General features: G+C 46.7%; 14 protein-coding genes and 1 riboswitch. Of the genes, 6 read left to right on the top strand and 8 right to left on the bottom strand.

Features of this window, described 5'->3' with window-relative positions:
* Positions 1 to 84: 84 nt before the first annotated feature.
* Positions 85 to 1,107, bottom strand: coding sequence for a FecCD family ABC transporter permease (locus tag Q6A92_RS04620; RefSeq protein WP_274401466.1), 1,023 nt, complete (start codon positions 1,105 to 1,107; stop codon positions 85 to 87).
* Positions 1,108 to 2,154, bottom strand: coding sequence for a FecCD family ABC transporter permease (locus Q6A92_RS04615; protein ID WP_332237209.1), 1,047 nt, complete (start codon positions 2,152 to 2,154; stop codon positions 1,108 to 1,110).
* A gap of 182 nt (positions 2,155 to 2,336) precedes the next feature.
* Between Q6A92_RS04615 and Q6A92_RS04610 the strand changes: the two genes are divergently transcribed.
* The 3 genes from Q6A92_RS04610 (at position 2,337) to Q6A92_RS04600 (ending at position 5,443) form a co-directional block, all read left to right on the top strand.
* A complete protein-coding gene (locus tag Q6A92_RS04610) occupies positions 2,337 to 3,305 on the top strand; it encodes an ABC transporter substrate-binding protein (RefSeq protein ID WP_332237208.1) in 969 nt (322 codons plus the stop codon).
* Positions 3,306 to 3,530: 225 nt separating this feature from the next.
* Entirely contained in the window at positions 3,531 to 4,346 is an 816-nt protein-coding gene (locus Q6A92_RS04605) for an ABC transporter ATP-binding protein (protein ID WP_274401463.1), read from the top strand.
* 92 nt (positions 4,347 to 4,438) lie between these two features.
* On the top strand, positions 4,439 to 5,443 hold the full coding sequence (locus tag Q6A92_RS04600; protein WP_443029684.1) for an NAD(P)/FAD-dependent oxidoreductase: 1,005 nt from the start codon (positions 4,439 to 4,441) through the stop codon (positions 5,441 to 5,443).
* A gap of 262 nt (positions 5,444 to 5,705) precedes the next feature.
* Here the strand turns inward: Q6A92_RS04600 and Q6A92_RS04595 are convergent, their stop codons facing one another.
* The 6 genes from Q6A92_RS04595 to Q6A92_RS04570 are packed head-to-tail and all read right to left on the bottom strand — an operon-like array spanning position 5,706 to position 12,945.
* A complete protein-coding gene (locus tag Q6A92_RS04595; protein WP_332237206.1) occupies positions 5,706 to 7,805 on the bottom strand; it encodes a proton-conducting transporter transmembrane domain-containing protein in 2,100 nt (699 codons plus the stop codon).
* The gene (locus Q6A92_RS04590) at positions 7,802 to 8,416 is read right to left on the bottom strand and encodes an NADH-quinone oxidoreductase subunit B family protein (RefSeq protein WP_332237205.1); all 615 of its coding nucleotides are present in this window, start codon (positions 8,414 to 8,416) and stop codon (positions 7,802 to 7,804) included. The genes Q6A92_RS04595 and Q6A92_RS04590 overlap by 4 nt, the downstream gene beginning before the upstream one ends.
* Before the next feature lie 24 nt (positions 8,417 to 8,440).
* Positions 8,441 to 9,892, bottom strand: coding sequence for an NADH-quinone oxidoreductase subunit C (locus tag Q6A92_RS04585; protein WP_274401458.1), 1,452 nt, complete (start codon positions 9,890 to 9,892; stop codon positions 8,441 to 8,443).
* A gap of 15 nt (positions 9,893 to 9,907) precedes the next feature.
* On the bottom strand, positions 9,908 to 11,341 hold the full coding sequence (locus Q6A92_RS04580) for a proton-conducting transporter transmembrane domain-containing protein (protein ID WP_332237204.1): 1,434 nt from the start codon (positions 11,339 to 11,341) through the stop codon (positions 9,908 to 9,910).
* 5 nt (positions 11,342 to 11,346) lie between these two features.
* Positions 11,347 to 11,970, bottom strand: a complete 624-nt coding sequence (locus tag Q6A92_RS04575) for a hypothetical protein (RefSeq protein WP_274401456.1) — start codon at positions 11,968 to 11,970, stop codon at positions 11,347 to 11,349.
* A 27-nt stretch (positions 11,971 to 11,997) separates the two neighbouring features.
* Positions 11,998 to 12,945, bottom strand: coding sequence for a respiratory chain complex I subunit 1 family protein (locus tag Q6A92_RS04570; protein WP_274401455.1), 948 nt, complete (start codon positions 12,943 to 12,945; stop codon positions 11,998 to 12,000).
* A 375-nt stretch (positions 12,946 to 13,320) separates the two neighbouring features.
* Positions 13,321 to 13,383: riboswitch (Fluoride riboswitch) on the bottom strand.
* A gap of 443 nt (positions 13,384 to 13,826) precedes the next feature.
* Between Q6A92_RS04570 and Q6A92_RS04565 the strand changes: the two genes are divergently transcribed.
* From Q6A92_RS04565 to Q6A92_RS04555, 3 genes are all read left to right on the top strand, one after another.
* Positions 13,827 to 15,089: an Nramp family divalent metal transporter gene (locus Q6A92_RS04565; RefSeq protein ID WP_443029683.1), complete on the top strand. Its 1,263-nt coding sequence runs from the start codon at positions 13,827 to 13,829 to the stop codon at positions 15,087 to 15,089.
* Positions 15,090 to 15,188: 99 nt separating this feature from the next.
* Positions 15,189 to 15,440 carry a hypothetical protein gene (locus Q6A92_RS04560; RefSeq protein ID WP_332237202.1) on the top strand — a complete coding sequence of 84 codons (252 nt, stop codon included), beginning with the start codon at positions 15,189 to 15,191 and terminating at the stop codon, positions 15,438 to 15,440.
* A 229-nt stretch (positions 15,441 to 15,669) separates the two neighbouring features.
* Complete coding sequence (locus tag Q6A92_RS04555; protein WP_332237201.1) at positions 15,670 to 16,047, top strand: ImmA/IrrE family metallo-endopeptidase; 378 nt, start codon at positions 15,670 to 15,672, stop codon at positions 16,045 to 16,047.
* Positions 16,048 to 16,137 lie beyond the last annotated feature (90 nt).

Raw genomic sequence — 16,137 nt, 5'->3', positions numbered from 1 at the left:
TCACAAAAATAACCGGATCAAAAGTTTGAAAAAGTGTCTCAATAGATGCCTCCGGCGGCCCAGCAATGAAAGCACTGCATTTTTTTACTTCATCCGCATCAGCAGGTAAATAAAATAGGGGGCACCGAGAATCGATAGGACAATTCCGACAGGCAGTTCCATCGGGGCGATGATGACTCTTGCGACTGTATCGGAGAGGAGCAGGATGCAGGCGCCAAGGAGAGCGGCCAATGGCAGGACGTATTCATAGTTCGGTCCCGTGAGCCTGCGGGCGATATGAGGGGCAATCAGGCCTAAAAAAGTCACGCCGCCCCCGACAGCTACACAAGATCCGGCCAGTCCGACCGCCATTATGAGAAGTTTCATCCGTTCTTTTTCAAGGGATACGCCGAGACCCACCACGATCGATTCATCGAGGTGCATTAAATTCATATAACGGACTTTATATATGGCCAGCGGAATCAGAACAATCAGCCAGATAAAAGTGATCCGTACATAATCCCAGTTTGTTGCCCAAATACTGCCTGAAATCCAGGTCAGGGTTTTCGTAAAATCCTGAGGGTCCATTTTCATTTGCAGAACCGTTGTACCTGCCGAAAAAGCAGCATTCAATCCAATTCCTGTTAAAATGAGGCGGGCCGGCGTTATGCTGCCGTTTGTTCTCGCAATCCCGTAAATCAGTATTGCCGCCAGGCAGGCACCGGCTAACGCGGTGAACGGCATGACAAAAATGGAGAGCGTTCCTGCCAGAAAGCTTGTTCCATTAAAGAAGAATATGTACAGCACAACAGCAAAGCCGGCCCCTGCATTTATTCCGATAATGCCGGGATCGGCAAGCGGATTTTTTGAAACACTTTGCAGAATGGCACCGGAGACAGACATTCCGGCCCCAATCAGGATTGAAAGCACAATCCGCGGCAGCCGGAACTCGAAGAGGGTAATCCGCTGATTTCCGGTGTCGCTGCCGAAGAAGGCTGACAACATCTGCGATAATGGGATTTTCATGGCGCCTGTATTAAGGCTCACCGTAAACAAAATGACCAGTAAAATAAGGAGTACCGCTGCCAGGATGCTGAATCTATGCCTGTCTTTTAGATACTTTTCCATTTATAACCCGCCCCCCTCTTTCCGGGCCAGATACAGGAAGAACGGAACGCCAATTATGGCAGTAACCGCGCCAACCGGCGTTTCAAAGGGGGCATTGATCCATTTTGCCGCATCATCCGCAATAATCAATAAAAGAGCCCCGAGAATGGCCGAGCAGGGAATGATCAAGCTGTAATCCGACCCGACAAGGAACCGGGTGACATGCGGGATGATCAATCCGACAAAACCAACCATGCCTGCAAGGAATACGGCCGCCCCGGTAAGCAAAAGAACGGCGGTCATCCCGGCAATATAAACAAATACAGTGTTCTGACCAAGGCCTTTTGCGATGTCATGACCGAGGCTTAAAAGGGTAATCGAACGTGAGATGACCAGTGCCAGCAAAAGACCGGCTATCATGGCGGGAATGACATATTTTAACTGGCTTAATTGAACACCGGCAACGCCGCCTGCATACCAGTAGCTTAAATCCTTCGAAATATTGAAACGCAATCCGATAGCTGTTGATAAAGCACTAAGCAAAGAAGTTATTGCCGCCCCGGCCAGGGCCAATTTTACAGCGATATTCCCGCCCTTTGCCGCCGCGGCAATGGTAAAAACGAGAACAGTCCCCAGACCTGCTCCGGCAAATGATACGAGTATGAGGCCCTGATAAGAAATGCCCGGGAAAAAGGCAAAGGCAATGGCCATGAAAAAAAGTGACCCTGACGTTACTCCCAGGATAGAGGGGGAGGCGAGCGGGTTTCGCGTGATCCCCTGCATGATTGCGCCGGAAACGGCCAGCCCCGCCCCAACAAAAGCAGCAGCAACCGCCCGCGGCAGCCGAAGTTCATGAATGATGACCTGTGCCGGGTTATCTGCGTTATAAAAAAACAGGCTTTTCCAAACGGTTGTGTAGCTTACATTTGATGCACCCAGATGTATCGAACCTGCTACTGCCAGGATGATGAAGATCCACCCGAAACCGAGGATGAAATAAGCCGATTTCTTTTTATAAGGTTTATCTTTCAGGCCGTGCGTCTCATAATCTGTATGCTCATTTTCCATTTCCCGAGACCTTCTTTCCGCGCTGAACTTCTTTATGTAATCTTCCTGATGGTTTTGTGGGGCATTTTCATTTTATATTGAAAAAAACATTGACATCCTCTGTTAACTTCGTTTTAATTGATGTTGATAATCATTATCAGTAATTTTATTTAATATTTTATCATAACGATAGGGGGATGAAAATGGTTTACAATCAAAAAATAAGAAAAATTGCCCAGATATGCGGGATCGTACTTCTGTCTATTGGACTGACTGCCTGCGGAAGCAATCAGTCGGGTAATGGAAGCAGCAGCCAGTCTTCTAAAGGGCAGCAATCCCAGACACGCCAGATGACAGATGCGATGGGACATAAAGTGAATGTACCGGTACAGCCTAAACGTGTTCTTGCTTCTTACATGGAAGATTATCTCGTCGCACTCGGTGTAAAACCAGTCGCACAATGGAGCGTCAGCAACGGGATTCAGGAATATTTGCAGGATGATCTGAAAGGAGTTCCGACTATTTCTTATGACCTGCCCTTTGAAGAGGTTCAGAAGTTCAAACCGGATCTAATCATTATGAATTCCGCTAGTATGGTCGAAGGCGGGAAATATGAGCAGTATAGCCAGATCGCCCCGACCTATGTAGCAAGCAAGGAACAAAACAATGACTGGAGAAAAGAACTGCGGGCAGTCGGAAAAGTTCTGAATAAAGAAGCGAAAGCCGGGCAGGTGCTGGCAGATTATGAAAAAACGGCCAAAAAAGCAAAAGAAAAACTGGCGGAGAACGGGAGAACACCTTCTGCCGCCGCAATTTGGCTTGTTAATAATAAATTCTTCATCGTATCCCAAAATGTATCGAGCGGTACTGTCCTTTACAATGACCTCGGTTTGAAAGTTCCGGATGTCGTAAAAGAAATCTCTGCAAAAGCGGTAAGCAACTGGAATGCCATTTCGCTTGAGAAATTGACGGAATTGGATGCAGACTATATTTTCCTTATAAACAGTGATAAAAACAGTGCGACTGAGCTGGATCGTGCATTATGGAAGAACATTCCGGCCGTCAAAAAGCATCACGTGGCTGAATTCTCCGCAAATTCCAGCTGGCTTTACACCGGAACGATTGCCAATCAAGAGATAATCAGAGATGTGCTGAAAACGATTGATAAATAATGAAATGAGGAGAATCTCTTATCGAGTATTTTACTAAGGAGGCCCTTTTCTTGAAAAATTATTTCTCTGGAGAGCCTCATCAGATCGAAAGTAGATTCAGCATTGGCATTCGCTTGATTGCTAAATATTGAACAGGTTTAACCGGCTCATACCCGATTCCGCCGCTTTACGGGTTAGGTTAAAAATCTATTTCATTAGAAACATTGATTCATAGGAGGATCCGTAATGCCAGAGCTTTGTGCAGAAAACTTACATGTCGCCTATGGAGATATAAAAGTGATCAAAAATTTAAGTTTAAATATACTTAGCGGAAAAATCACAGCGATTATCGGGCCGAACGGATGCGGCAAGTCGACTTTGCTGAAAGTAATGGCGCGTCTTCTTCTTCCGAAAGACGGATCGGTTTATCTGGACGGAAAAGAAATAGCAAAAGAACCGACGAAGAAAATTGCCCGAAAACTGGCGATCCTGCCTCAGTCGCCTGATGTCCCGGACGGGCTGACTGTCTCTGAACTTGTTTCCTACGGAAGGTACCCGCATCAGAAACGGTTCGGAAAGCTGAACCATGAGGACTGGAGGGCAATTGAGCGCGCGCTCGGCATCACCGGAATGGAAGGACTGAAAGATCGGCCTGTAGATGCGCTCTCAGGCGGACAGAGGCAGCGGGTATGGATCGCACTTGCTTTGGCGCAGGATACGGAAATGATTTTACTGGATGAACCGACAACCTTCCTGGACCTGTCCTATCAGCTGGAAGTGCTGGAACTGCTGCAGAAACTGAATCGGACAGAGCATCGTACCATCGTGATGGTGATTCATGATTTAAACCAGGCAGCGCGTTTTGCGGATCACATGGTTGCCATGAAGGACGGCGAAATCTATAGTCAGGGAAGTCCTGAAACCGTCATCACGGCAGACATGATGCGTGATGTCTTTCGGCTTGACGTCCAAATCACGCTGGATCCGAAGTACGGGCGGCCGGTTTTCCTGTCCTATGATTTAATTAAACCGCACAAAGAAATGCACACAAGAATGGCATAGTCTGATTTTTTTTATGATCAAGACAGTAACCCGATGGAAGGGTTACTGGTCTTTTATTGACCGAAAGCCGCGCATTTCTATACAGGAGGGGTCTGAAGTTGGAGAATGAACGATATGATGTAACGATCATTGGCGGCGGGCCGATCGGTTTATTTACAGCCTTTTACAGTGGCATGCGGAATTTAAAAACAAAAGTATTGGAAAGCAGCGGCGGACTGGGCGGCAAAATCACGATGTTTTACCCGGAAAAAAAGCTCCGGGATATTGGCGGAATCCGCGAAATAACAGGCAGAAGGCTTGTCCGCGAACTGATCGGACAGGCGGGGACTTTTTCACCGACGATTCTCTGCAAGCAACATATATCGGATCTGGGGCGGCGTGCAGATGGGGTATTCAGATTGAAAACGGAAACCGGCAATATTCACCTTACAAAAACCATTATCCTGACGGTCGGGGCGGGAATTTTTAAGCCTATTAAGCTGGGCATTGCCGGTGCAGAACGCTTTGAATCGGGCAATCTTCATTATACTGTCCATGAGCTGGAGCCGTTCAGAAACAAACGTGTGGTTATCTCGGGAGGCGGAAATACGGCCGTGGATTGGGCCGTTGAACTGGCATCCATTGCCCAAAGCGTTGCCGTTGTCCATAGGCGCGAAGAATTCAGCGGACATGAGCGGCAGGCAGAGCGGATGAAACAGATGGCGGATGTCTATACGCCTTACTGTATGACAGAGCTGATCGGGAATGATAACACGATTAAGCGTGTTGCCATTAAACATTCCGATACCGGTGAAGTAAAATGGCTTGAAGCCGATGAAGTCGTTGTGAGTCATGGCATTCGCGGCGATTACGGGGGAATATCAAAATGGGGCCTTGAACTGGCAGATGAGCGGATTCAAGTAAACGGAGCAATGGAAACCAATATCCCCGGGATTTATGCAGCCGGCGATGCCGCGATTTATCCGCATAAATTAAAATTAATTGCCGGAGGATTTGCAGAAGGTCCGGTTGCTTTAAACAGCGCTGTCCGCTTTATGTTCCCGGATGCAGGGCCAATGGCCATGTATTCCACTCATCATCAAGCCTTTTTGAAATAGAAAATGTTCCGGATTTTCGGCCGGAGCATCATCCAATTTGTTCATGAAAAAAATGTTGCTGCACTTCATGCGTTTTATAAGTTCAAATAACGCCCGGCCTGATCATACGGTGGGCGTTATTTGCTGTTTGCCGTGCTCACATAATGCGGTGCGCGGATTATAGAATTCCTGCTATTATTACCTGCTACATTATTATATGGATGGATTCCATCCGTTTGACAAATGTGACCTGTAAAATCATCGGCTTGATTACAGGACCCGATCAAAACATAAACTTAACGACCAGCAAAAGAATGAGCAGGTAAGTCAGGACATAGACGATATAGCCGAAAAGGTAGCCATGTTGTATATAAGACACAAATCTGACTTTTTTTCTGATCGCATAAAAAATTTTCTCGTAGGGACTGATGCTCAGGACCTGCCGCGCACGCGTCCATACATGAATTGACTGAGGCACCGGCAAATGGCCGTTTTGTTCCTGCCGAATGAATTTAAAACTCAGCAGATCGCTGAACAGCATGCGATAGATATTGCTGTATGCCGTAGCTGAATATTTGCCCGGTCTGCTGTAACCTGTCTGCCCGCCCTGCCATGTCCGAACCCGCCTGGTCTTGTACGGCCGCCCGGCTGCTTTAATTAAAGCCCAGGCGATCAATCCGAAAAGGATAAATCCACATAACAGATAAGTGGGAGCAATGCTCGCTATGTCTCCTGAAGCCGGTTCGAGCGTTGTTCCCGGAACCGGAAGCTGGTGAAGCAGCCGTCCCCCCAGCTTAGGCAGCAGATCGCCGGGAGCAACGTGCTGAAAAACATTCGGCATAATGCTTTGAATCGCACCATGAAAATATCCGTTTTCCATGGGGGCCAGGAAATTGAGAAACAGTGTCGGAAGAAATCCGAGCAGGGCGGAAAGACAGGCGAACAGCGTCAGCGCAGTCCTCGTGAGAAGAGGCATCCTTGGGCCCGCTTTCCGCCTGGTATGTGGCTCCGCGGATCCGAATGTATAGACATAGGCTCTTAAAAAAGCAGTCAATGCCAGTGCCGATCCCAATGCCAATAAAATTAAGGAGATACTGGCCATCACTTTTTCCACCGGCGAGACAACATTGTGAATCTGGAACAGGCCCTGCAGTCCCATCCATTCGGCAGTAAATCCACTGAATGGGGCGACTGTGGCTAAAGACAGACAGGCGACCAGAAAGGTCCAGTTGACGGTCGCCGGTATACGCCGGATCAATCCCTTCAGCTGATCCAGATTCGTCGTTCCCGCTGTGTTTTCAATCTCCTCGACGTCCAGAAAAGCCAGCGCCTTGGCCAGGCCGTGAGAGAGCATCAGGATCAGCAGCGCGGTGAAAGAAACGGCGGCAAAATCTGTATCTCCGTGATTGGTATACAAAATCACCAGGCCCAGATCAAGAAGCATAAAGCTGGTATTTTCTATACTGCTATATCCAAGGATATGCCTGAGATTGCGCAGAATGGTCGCATATAAAGCACCGAGGAAAACACCGATGCTGCCGACCAGCAGCATGGCTGCCCCCATTCCATCAGGGATGTGCCCGCCGAACCAGCTGAAATAAACACGCAGAATGCCGAAAATACCCAGATTGACGAGACTGCCCGCCAGCAGAGCCCCAAGATTGCCCGGGACGACCAGATAAGCACGGGGAAGCCAGAATTGAACGGGAATAATGCCTGCTTTGACGCCAAATCCGATGAAAGCCAAGATGGCGACTGTCAATCTGATTCCCGGTGAACAAGTTTGCAGATTTGCAGCAATGTCATTAAAAGTCATCGACAGATGCGCATGGCTCGGTAATAACAGGGCAATGACAAGGGCCAGAAAACCAATCTCACTCGTTACAATCGTTAGCAAGGCACTTCTGCGTGTTTTACTGTTCAGATGATCGGTCAGAACGTAGCAAAAGGCCATCAGCGACATACCTTCCCATGCAATGAGCATGGGAAGAGCGTTCGAGCTGACGATCAGAATATTGGTGAAAAAATATTGCAGGCCAACCGATGCCAGCGCCCATGTCCGGTAACCGACTCTGCGCTTTTTAACATAAGCAACATTATAAATCGCCACCAAAAATCCAATGACACCCATTAACGTGATGAAAAAGGCTCCCAGTCCGTCAAGGCGCCAGAACCAATGTCCGAAAGGAATAATTTGTCCCCATTCACCCAGGCGCTCATCATTCCCTGAAAGAAGACATTTTACGCCGATGACTGTATCAAGCAGACAGAGCAGGGCGACCAGGAACCAGCCGAAAACAAGCCCGCGGTTTTTAATCCATACAGTCCAAAAAATGCCGGTCAGTAAAAAACAAAGAGTTACGATCCAAAATAACAGTGTCATCGCCGGCTGCCCTCCCTTTGTTTATTCACCGCGATGATCAGCCCGTTAATCAGCGCAAAGGGATTGGGCGGACACCCTGGTATTTCCACATCGACAGGCAGAAAATCCTTTACACGGCCGGCGAATCGCGGGCTGCTTTGAAATAGTCCGCCGTTTATCGCACAGACACCCGATGCAATCACAAGCCGTGGCCGAGGCATCGCTTCGTACGTTTCAATTAAGATATTCTTCATGGCCTTTGTTACTATGCCGGTGACCAGCAGGACATCCGCATGCCTGGGAGAATCTGTGAAGAAAATACCCAGGCGATGAAAATTGTAATAGGGATTAGACAAGGACAAAATCTCCGATTCACAGGCATTGCAGGAGCCCGCATCAATATGACGGATATAAAGCGATTTTCTGAGCAGCCTTCTGATCTTCTTCTCAGTCAGCAATGTCCTCAGATCAGGATTTTCAGCTGACGAATCGGTTATATCCGCCGCGTCCAGCGCACCGCAGGTATCTTTAGTCCAGTGGGCATATTTGTCAATATACTCATCTCTGCCCCGCGGGTAGGATTCGGTCGATCTTCCGCTTCTGAGGCCGTCCCGGAGCCATTTTGCAAACATGGATCATTCATTCCCTTCTGATTTTTAACGATCGCAACTTGCGACACTCAAGGCAAAGCTCGTTTCAATAATCGGAAAATCAGTCTGAATATTCCCATTGGCTGCGGCAAGACCGAATATCGGCCAATTGCACCCTGAAGCCGAGCGGACATTCCAAAAACTGATCTTTCGATCGCTGTCAATATGAACGAGATGATTGGTTCGGCCTCTTGGGGATTCCACAATTCCCAGGCCCCATTTCTCAGGACTGATCCGATCGTCATCCTGCCATTTTTCCAGACCCCACTCCGGATCTTCCAGAAAGGCCAGCATCAATCGAACAAACTCCAGGGATTGTTTCCATTCATCGACACGTACCTTATAACGCCCGAGGGCATCTCCTTCATTTCTTAAATCGGTCATCAGTTGAAGACTGCCCAGATTAAGGGATTTTTGTGAGTAATCGAAACGGGCATCATGAAAAATACCGGATGCACGGGCAACCGGCCCGACCACGTCAAATTCTCTCACCCATTTAAGATCTGTTTTCCCCGTGCCCTGCAGCCTGTCGATAAAGGTAGAGGTACGACTTAAATCAAAGGTAAATCGATTGAATCTCCGGGCAATATCATCCAATTTTTTTTGGCAAAGTTCTGCATGAATTTTCCAATCAATAGTCGAGGGTCTGCCGATATGAACGGTTCCTCTCAGGAAACGTGATCCCGATAAATCAGCGTTGATTCGCAACAGTTCCTCTTTAATTCTGGCCATCTGCGCCTGTCCGACGCTCATTCCCGTCGCGCCTGCCAGCTGGCCGATATCATGCGCATGATTATACAGCCGCTCAAGTTCTCCGAGCAGCAGCCGCTCCTGAACGGTCCGTACAGAAACATCAATTTCTGCCGCTTGTTCCGCCGCTGCGGCAAAAGCCGCTGCATGAGCCACCGTTGAAGTGCCGCCGATCCGTTCAGCAAGCTGCAGAGCCTGTTCCGGAGCCATCCCTTTCGCGAGATCCTCAATCGCTCGATGCTTGTAGAACAATTGACTGTCCAAAAACATAATTTGCTCGCCCAGCAGATCAAACATATAGACGATCGATTCCATCACGTCGCCCCGAACCGGACCGAGCGGCATGTGAAAAGTTCCTGACCCATGCGCGACTCCCTCCGGCAAAGCTTTTTCAGGATAAAGGAGCGGTCTGGATTTAGGCCGGCCGGTCATCTCTATTCCCGTCCTGTCCGTTATCTCCCTTTCCAACCACAGAGCTGCGGGCCAGATAGTTCCTAAAGAATGAATGGAAGGGTCCTTGCCGGAAATAACTGTTTTTAGCCACTCCACTTTGCCTTCTTCATTCCCGGTCAGTGCGACCAGCGACCAGCCCTCATGATTTTCTCTAACTGCCGTATAGTGAAGGAGCTGTTTCATCTCGCGCTTTTCTAATATTCTTGCGATAAATCTGTTATTCTCGAGAACGATAAAATCTTCTTTCTTAGCCAATCTGTTCACACCTCCTCATTTGCCCATATACAGTAGCTGCTGCAAAACCATTGGAATAGCCGTACCCATCACTAATGAACCGATAAGATGCAGAAGCGGAGGAAATACCGTCCGCCAGGTAAACCGAGCTTTCCCGACTATCGGTGTATTTGGACGGCCGAACACCATCTTGAGTGCGTATCTGAGAAAATTAGCAAACAATATGGCCAAAAGAATTACAAGGACCACTGCCATCCAGATAAGGCCTTCATGCAGTGCACTGAGTATAATAATGAATTCACTTAGGAATAAACCGAAAGGCGGTGCCCCGGCAATCGCCAGCATCAGCAGAACAAGGAGCAGACCGGACCATTTCATTTGAAATAAAATGCCTCTTGCCTTTCTGATTTCCGTACTTTGATACTGGATCAGCAGGTTGCCGGAAAGGAAAAAAAGGCCGGGTTTGATGAGTGCATGGTTCAGCATCTGCAGCAGGGCGCCGTATACGCCGAACGTCCCCAGAGTATAGCCAAAAGCAATCAGCCCCATATTTTCAATACTGGAATAGGCAAACAGCCTTTTAAAGTCTTTTTGAACGCCCGTCATCGCTATGGCAACCAGAACGGTCAGAATTCCCGTCCAGCGGAGAAGGAAAGCAGCGAAGGATATCTGCCCATTAGCGGATAAAATATCATAGAAACGCAAGATCCCATAAAGAGCGATATTGATCTTAATCCCGGACAGCATCGCGCTGACCGGCGACGGGGCCATGCTGTGCGCATCGGGAAGCCAGGAGTGCAGAGGAACCAGCCCGGCTTTAATCCCATAGCCTGCAACAATCAATGCAAATCCCAATTTTAAATTCAGGGGAGGGATGCTGTGGCCGGCCGTCATCAGAGCCTGCCAGGATAACGATGATCCGAGACCGGCAGGCCTTCCCATCAGGATAATGACCGTTCCGGCCAGTGCCAGCCCACCGCCGATCTCCATCATGATCAAATATTTCCAGGTTGCTTCAAATGTTCCGGTCGTATTTTCATAATCGACTAAAAAAACGGAGGCCAGAGAAGTTCCTTCAATGCATACCCAAAGAAGAATGACATTATGAACGATCGGCGTCCATAATAGAAAAAAGTAAAAGAGCATGATGAGCAAGAAAAAGCGCATGTGTTTCCGATTTGTCAGCTGATATTTATCCGCCGACAGGTTTAGGTATCCCGACGCATACACGACAGAGGTCAGCCCGACGATCGTTATAATCATGAGAACGACAAGGCTCAGGCGATCAAACTGGTTGATTTCAAGCCATACCCCTTTTGCGGTTATCCATGCACCTGATTTAAATACAATAAGGACCAGCGCCACAAAAAGTGTTGCAAGAAAAGCGGCAATTTCCCGCGCTTTTGTCCATGGCAAAAGTGTCAACAGGATTCCTGCAGCCGGAATCATAAAGAGCAGTAGCTCAAGCACGCCATTCATCCTTTCAAATTCGTTAATTGTTTGACAGAACGTACTTTTGTACGTCTTTCAATCGATTTGACCAGTATGACCATACAGACAGCCGACCAAAGTATGATCAGATAGATCAGAATTTCAAAAAACAAGGGAAGACGGTTCAAAAAATAAATAACCATGAGATCTCCGGCAGCATCTACGGACAAAATACCGAAGACCTGTTTGCTCGGATCATGCTTGAGCAGAACAATGCTGATGCCCAGGAGCAATACACTGACGGCGGTTCCAATGAAGTCTCCTGTCCCGCGTCCCATCATGAATCCGAAAATGGCGAGGAAAGCATAGAGAGGGACGGCTTTCCGGACATCGATTAAGTCGCTGGTTACTCGGTCATGCCACCAGCTTTTTTTCAGAAACGAATAAATCAGAATCGGAATGGCGATCAACCGGATGATCAGCAGAGCGCTCCATCCGATAAAAGCACCGGACTCGCCGGTCTGGAAAATTTGATAGAGATAAAGAACCAGCAGGCTGACCACTTGCAGAATATAACCAGTCATCGCCAGCCGGGTTTCACGGACAACGCCGATCCATACCGTGAATAAAATCAAGGCCACATTGACCCATGATGGAATTAAATCCATTCCGCTGTTTCCTCCATATTCCGTAATTTAAGTTAAACTGAAAATAACCGCTAAAAGAGCAAATGTACCGGCAACGCCGAGGTATTCACTGATACGCAGCAGCCGGAGTTTGCCGATGGAAGACTCAATCCAGACAATTAATGCATCCAGGATCAAAAATTTGAAGAACAAAACCAGTTCTGCAGTCAGCAAATCGAGAAACGTCGCTGAAGATGCCAGCCCCCAGGGACCGAAAATGACATTCATCATGATCACGGACAGGACAAAAAATTTCATGGATCCGCCCCACTCAATCAGTGCAAGATCCGGTCCGCTGTAGTCATAAACGCGATTGGCATCGATCATCGAAAATTCCTGATGAGAACTTGGGTTATCGACAGGAATCCGTCCTGCTTCAGCCAGCAGCATCATAAAAAATGCGATAAAGAGAAAGATATGAATCGGAGAAAAGAACATACCGCCCATCGTCTTTGTCACATTGTAAGGAACCGTTGAATGTGCGGCAAATCCGACGCATAGCAGGACAAGAAACATGATCGGCTCGGTACAAAGCGATACAAAACGATTGCGTGTCGTTCCTACTCCCGCATACGGACTTCCTCCGGCGGTCGCTCCGGCGAGCAGAAAAAAGCCCCCCAGGCCAAGAATGAACCCTCCGGACAGCATATCTCCGGCAAAAGCCATGAAGAGAGGAAACGCCGTGAGGACCGGAATCAGCAAGGTAACGATTAGCGGAGCCGCAAAATAAATATAGGGGGCTGCAGAATAAATCCATCCGGCCGAATCAGGGACGACGCGTTCTTTATGAAATAATTTTAGAAAGTTCCAATACGGCTGAAAAATACTCGGCCCTTTCTTTCCCTGCACAAACTCTTTCCAGCGAGTTAATATTCCGCTTATCAGCGGGGCAAGAAGCAGCACGGTCAATAACTGAAGCAACTGCAAAAAAACGGCTTCCTGAAGAGAATGAACCACAAGGTAAACCCCCTCGTAACGATTAATGATAAATAAGGACCCGAAGGCCGGACGTTGCGCTGTAAATTGAAACTGTTCTTCCTCGGATCAAGGGACTGCGACATAAACGGCGGACTATAGCCTATAGCCCTCTTAACTGCCTTTTAGTGAACAGCCTCAAGTGAAAATGAAAATCATTTTTTCGATATCAAGCTAAAACATTTTACTTTTTTGATAAACACCGGACTCTTCTCCTCCCTGAAAAGTATTTCCACAGAAAATAGGGTAAAAGCTATACCTAAAACAGTGGGTTAGGAGCTCGCATGGAGTGCTGCACATGAAACATTTTCTGGAAAACCGATTTTAAGAAAAAAATGGCCCCTATTTTAATCAAAGATTAAAATAGGGGCCATTAGCATTCATTCATGCGTTAGGGTGAGCTCCATCACCAATTACGTATAGTAATTATAATGTCTGACCGATGATCTGTCAAAAATTTTTCAAAACAGAAAAACTTTAAATGATATCAAGGGTAATCACTAAATTTGATAATCAATGAAAGTTGTTTTATAAGAAACATGAAAAATTATGAAAGAGGATGTAGTCACATAAATGGTCACGAACTTAAATGATAACATTCTATTTTCCTGTTGATGCTCCAACTTAAGAAGACAATATGAACTATTTGAAAGCAATGAACAAGTTTATTTTGCTCACTGCTTTTATTTGTGAAAATAATTTTATCTTTTAGGGTTGCAATTTAGGCGAAGGCAGATTATATTGAGTACAGGAATAAAAGTTTCTTTAAAGAAACAAATATTCACTAAGCAAATAGGAGGCCAGAATAAATGTCTTACAAGGAAGGTGCAACGGCAACTGACAATGGATCTGCAGCCGGGGCTGTGTCAAAATTTAAGAGACGAGAGCATTCTGAATCCTTTAAAACAGCTATTGGGACGAAAAAAGGCTGGAGACAGGCACTTCCATTTGTCGGACCCGCCTTCATTGCAGCAGTTGCTTACATTGATCCGGGTAACTATGCAACGAACATTCAAGGCGGTTCACAGTATGGTTATTTGCTGCTATGGGTGGTGATTGTTTCCAATCTGATGGCGATTCTGATTCAGACTTTGTCATCAAAGCTGGGAATTGCCACTTCGCGCAATCTTCCGGAAGTTTTACGGGACGAGTGGAAACCAGGCGTTGCGATCTTTTATTGGATACAGGGTGAGATTATGGTCATGGCGACGGACCTGGCCGAATTTATTGGCGCTGCTCTTGGTTTCCATCTCGTCTTTGGACTGCCCATGATTCCTTCGGCAGTTCTGACAGCGATCTGTGCACTGCTCATTCTTGCCTTTCAAGTCAGAGGGTTCCGTCCACTTGAAATGGTGATCGCGACAATGGTTTTTATTGTGGTTATTGCTTTCAGTTGTGAAATTGCCTTTTCCATGCCACAGTTTGCGCCATTCATGGCCGGGTTCGTTCCCCATTTTCAGGGGGCGGGCAGTGTCATGCTTGCCGCCGGCATTTTGGGAGCAACGGTGATGCCTCACGCGATCTATATGCATTCGGGTCTGACGTGCCGGAGAGTCATTGGTAAAAATGCAAGTGAGAAAAAGAAAATCTTTCACTTTGAAATGGTCGATATTCTGATCGCGATGATTATTGCCGGATTGATTAATGCGATTATGCTGACAGTTGCTGCTTCAACATTTCACGGTCACATGGTGATTTCGGATCTGGATGTTGCTTTTAAACAATTTGGTAATTTTATTGCGCCGAGCGCCTCAATCCTGTTTGGCATCGGGCTGCTCTCGGCAGGCCTCTCGAGCTCATCCGTCGGGACACTGGCCGGCGACATCATGATGCAAGGTTTCATTCATAAGAGAATTCCGATTTTTATCCGCCGCGTTTGCTCAATGGTCCCGCCGTTAGCCGTTATTATTTCGGGTGCGAATGCGACAGGGGCCCTGGTGATGAGCCAGGTGGTTCTCTCCTTCGGCATAGCTCTCGCTATCATCCCCCTTGTTATTTTCACAAGTAAAAAACGAATTATGGGAGAACTGGTTAACCGCACACTGACTACGGCGACAGCATGGGCGATTGCAGGTGTGGTGATTTGCCTGAACGTTTTTCTTCTCTATCAGACATTTTTCGGATAATCAAAAAATTGTATTATCGTCTGTTCCTCCCCTGGCACTGTTCATACCGGGGGTTTTTATCAGAAGCCGGATCGTGTGTATGAGAAGGGAGTGTAATAGATGAATTCCCGTCCGAAATTCAGTTATACAGGAAAAGTAAAGGCTAAAAAGCCATGGGAAATATATCTGGGTGAGCAGCGGACAAAAGTTAAAGACGCACGGGAAGAAGAGGTTGATACGGACAGCCTTGCTGCTCAGTTCATCCATTTACGCAGAAAAAGAAAATGTTTTCAGAGAGAAATGACACGTTTACTCTCAGTCAATCAAAGCATGATTTCCCGAATAGAAATGGCGGGAATCGTATCTCATTGAATATCCTTATGGAAGCTTCGAAGGGTTTAGGTGCCAAGATTATTATTTCAGCGGATTCAATCACTTTAATCACGAATAAGTAACATCTGAGTTTTCTTCAGGCCTTACCGGGCAATAGATACAGGTTTTTGAAAAATTCAGTCTTACATCTTAATCGTTTCGTTTATCTGTCACATGATATTTAAGCAGCTCTGTATTTTTGAGAATGAGCCATAAAAGATGATCTGAAATGACGATAGATGAAAGAATCCAGAATACGGTGAAGGATTTAATTAATAAAGACCCTATGCCGGTTAATCCACTGCTCATGGCATTAAAGGCATTAAAGGAAAACATTCATGTCTTTCATGCAGATTTTGAATTTCGCAATCTTTTCGCCATTGCTAAGAAAAACAAAAAAGGCGTATATTTTTATCCGACAATTAGTGGGGATCAAAGAACACAGCGATTTATTCTCGCCCATTTGCTGGGTCACTATTATCTCCATTTTTTTCAAAATAAGAACGGTCAATTCTATCGCCAGTACCATTATTTATCTGATGCGATTTCTAAGAAAGAATCAGAGGCAGATAAATTTGCTTATCAGCTGCTTATGCTGATCAGGTAGTTAGAAAGCTCATAATCCAACACTACTCTGCTAAACAAATGGCAAACGTTTTTCAAATTTCCTCACAAAAGGTAAACATTCGGTTAAATC

It is taken from the genome of Sporolactobacillus sp. KGMB 08714 (assembly GCF_036598985.1).
GTDB lineage: Bacteria > Bacillota > Bacilli > Bacillales > Sporolactobacillaceae > Sporolactobacillus.
Note: the sequence above shows the minus strand (reverse complement) of the source record. Positions and strands in the feature narration are given on the sequence as shown.

What these genes read in the sequence shown, in the direction of transcription:
- Q6A92_RS04620 (WP_274401466.1), bottom strand. Translation starts at nt 1,107, where the DNA reads ATGGAAAAGTATCTAAAAGACAGGCATAGATTCAGCATCCTGGCAGCG.
- Q6A92_RS04615 (WP_332237209.1), bottom strand. Translation starts at nt 2,154, where the DNA reads ATGGAAAATGAGCATACAGATTATGAGACGCACGGCCTGAAAGATAAA.
- Q6A92_RS04610 (WP_332237208.1), top strand. Translation starts at nt 2,337, where the DNA reads ATGGTTTACAATCAAAAAATAAGAAAAATTGCCCAGATATGCGGGATC.
- Q6A92_RS04605 (WP_274401463.1), top strand. Translation starts at nt 3,531, where the DNA reads ATGCCAGAGCTTTGTGCAGAAAACTTACATGTCGCCTATGGAGATATA.
- Q6A92_RS04595 (WP_332237206.1), bottom strand. Translation starts at nt 7,805, where the DNA reads ATGACACTGTTATTTTGGATCGTAACTCTTTGTTTTTTACTGACCGGC.
- Q6A92_RS04590 (WP_332237205.1), bottom strand. Translation starts at nt 8,416, where the DNA reads ATGTTTGCAAAATGGCTCCGGGACGGCCTCAGAAGCGGAAGATCGACC.
- Q6A92_RS04575 (WP_274401456.1), bottom strand. Translation starts at nt 11,970, where the DNA reads ATGGATTTAATTCCATCATGGGTCAATGTGGCCTTGATTTTATTCACG.
- Q6A92_RS04560 (WP_332237202.1), top strand. Translation starts at nt 15,189, where the DNA reads ATGAATTCCCGTCCGAAATTCAGTTATACAGGAAAAGTAAAGGCTAAA.
- Q6A92_RS04555 (WP_332237201.1), top strand. Translation starts at nt 15,670, where the DNA reads ATGACGATAGATGAAAGAATCCAGAATACGGTGAAGGATTTAATTAAT.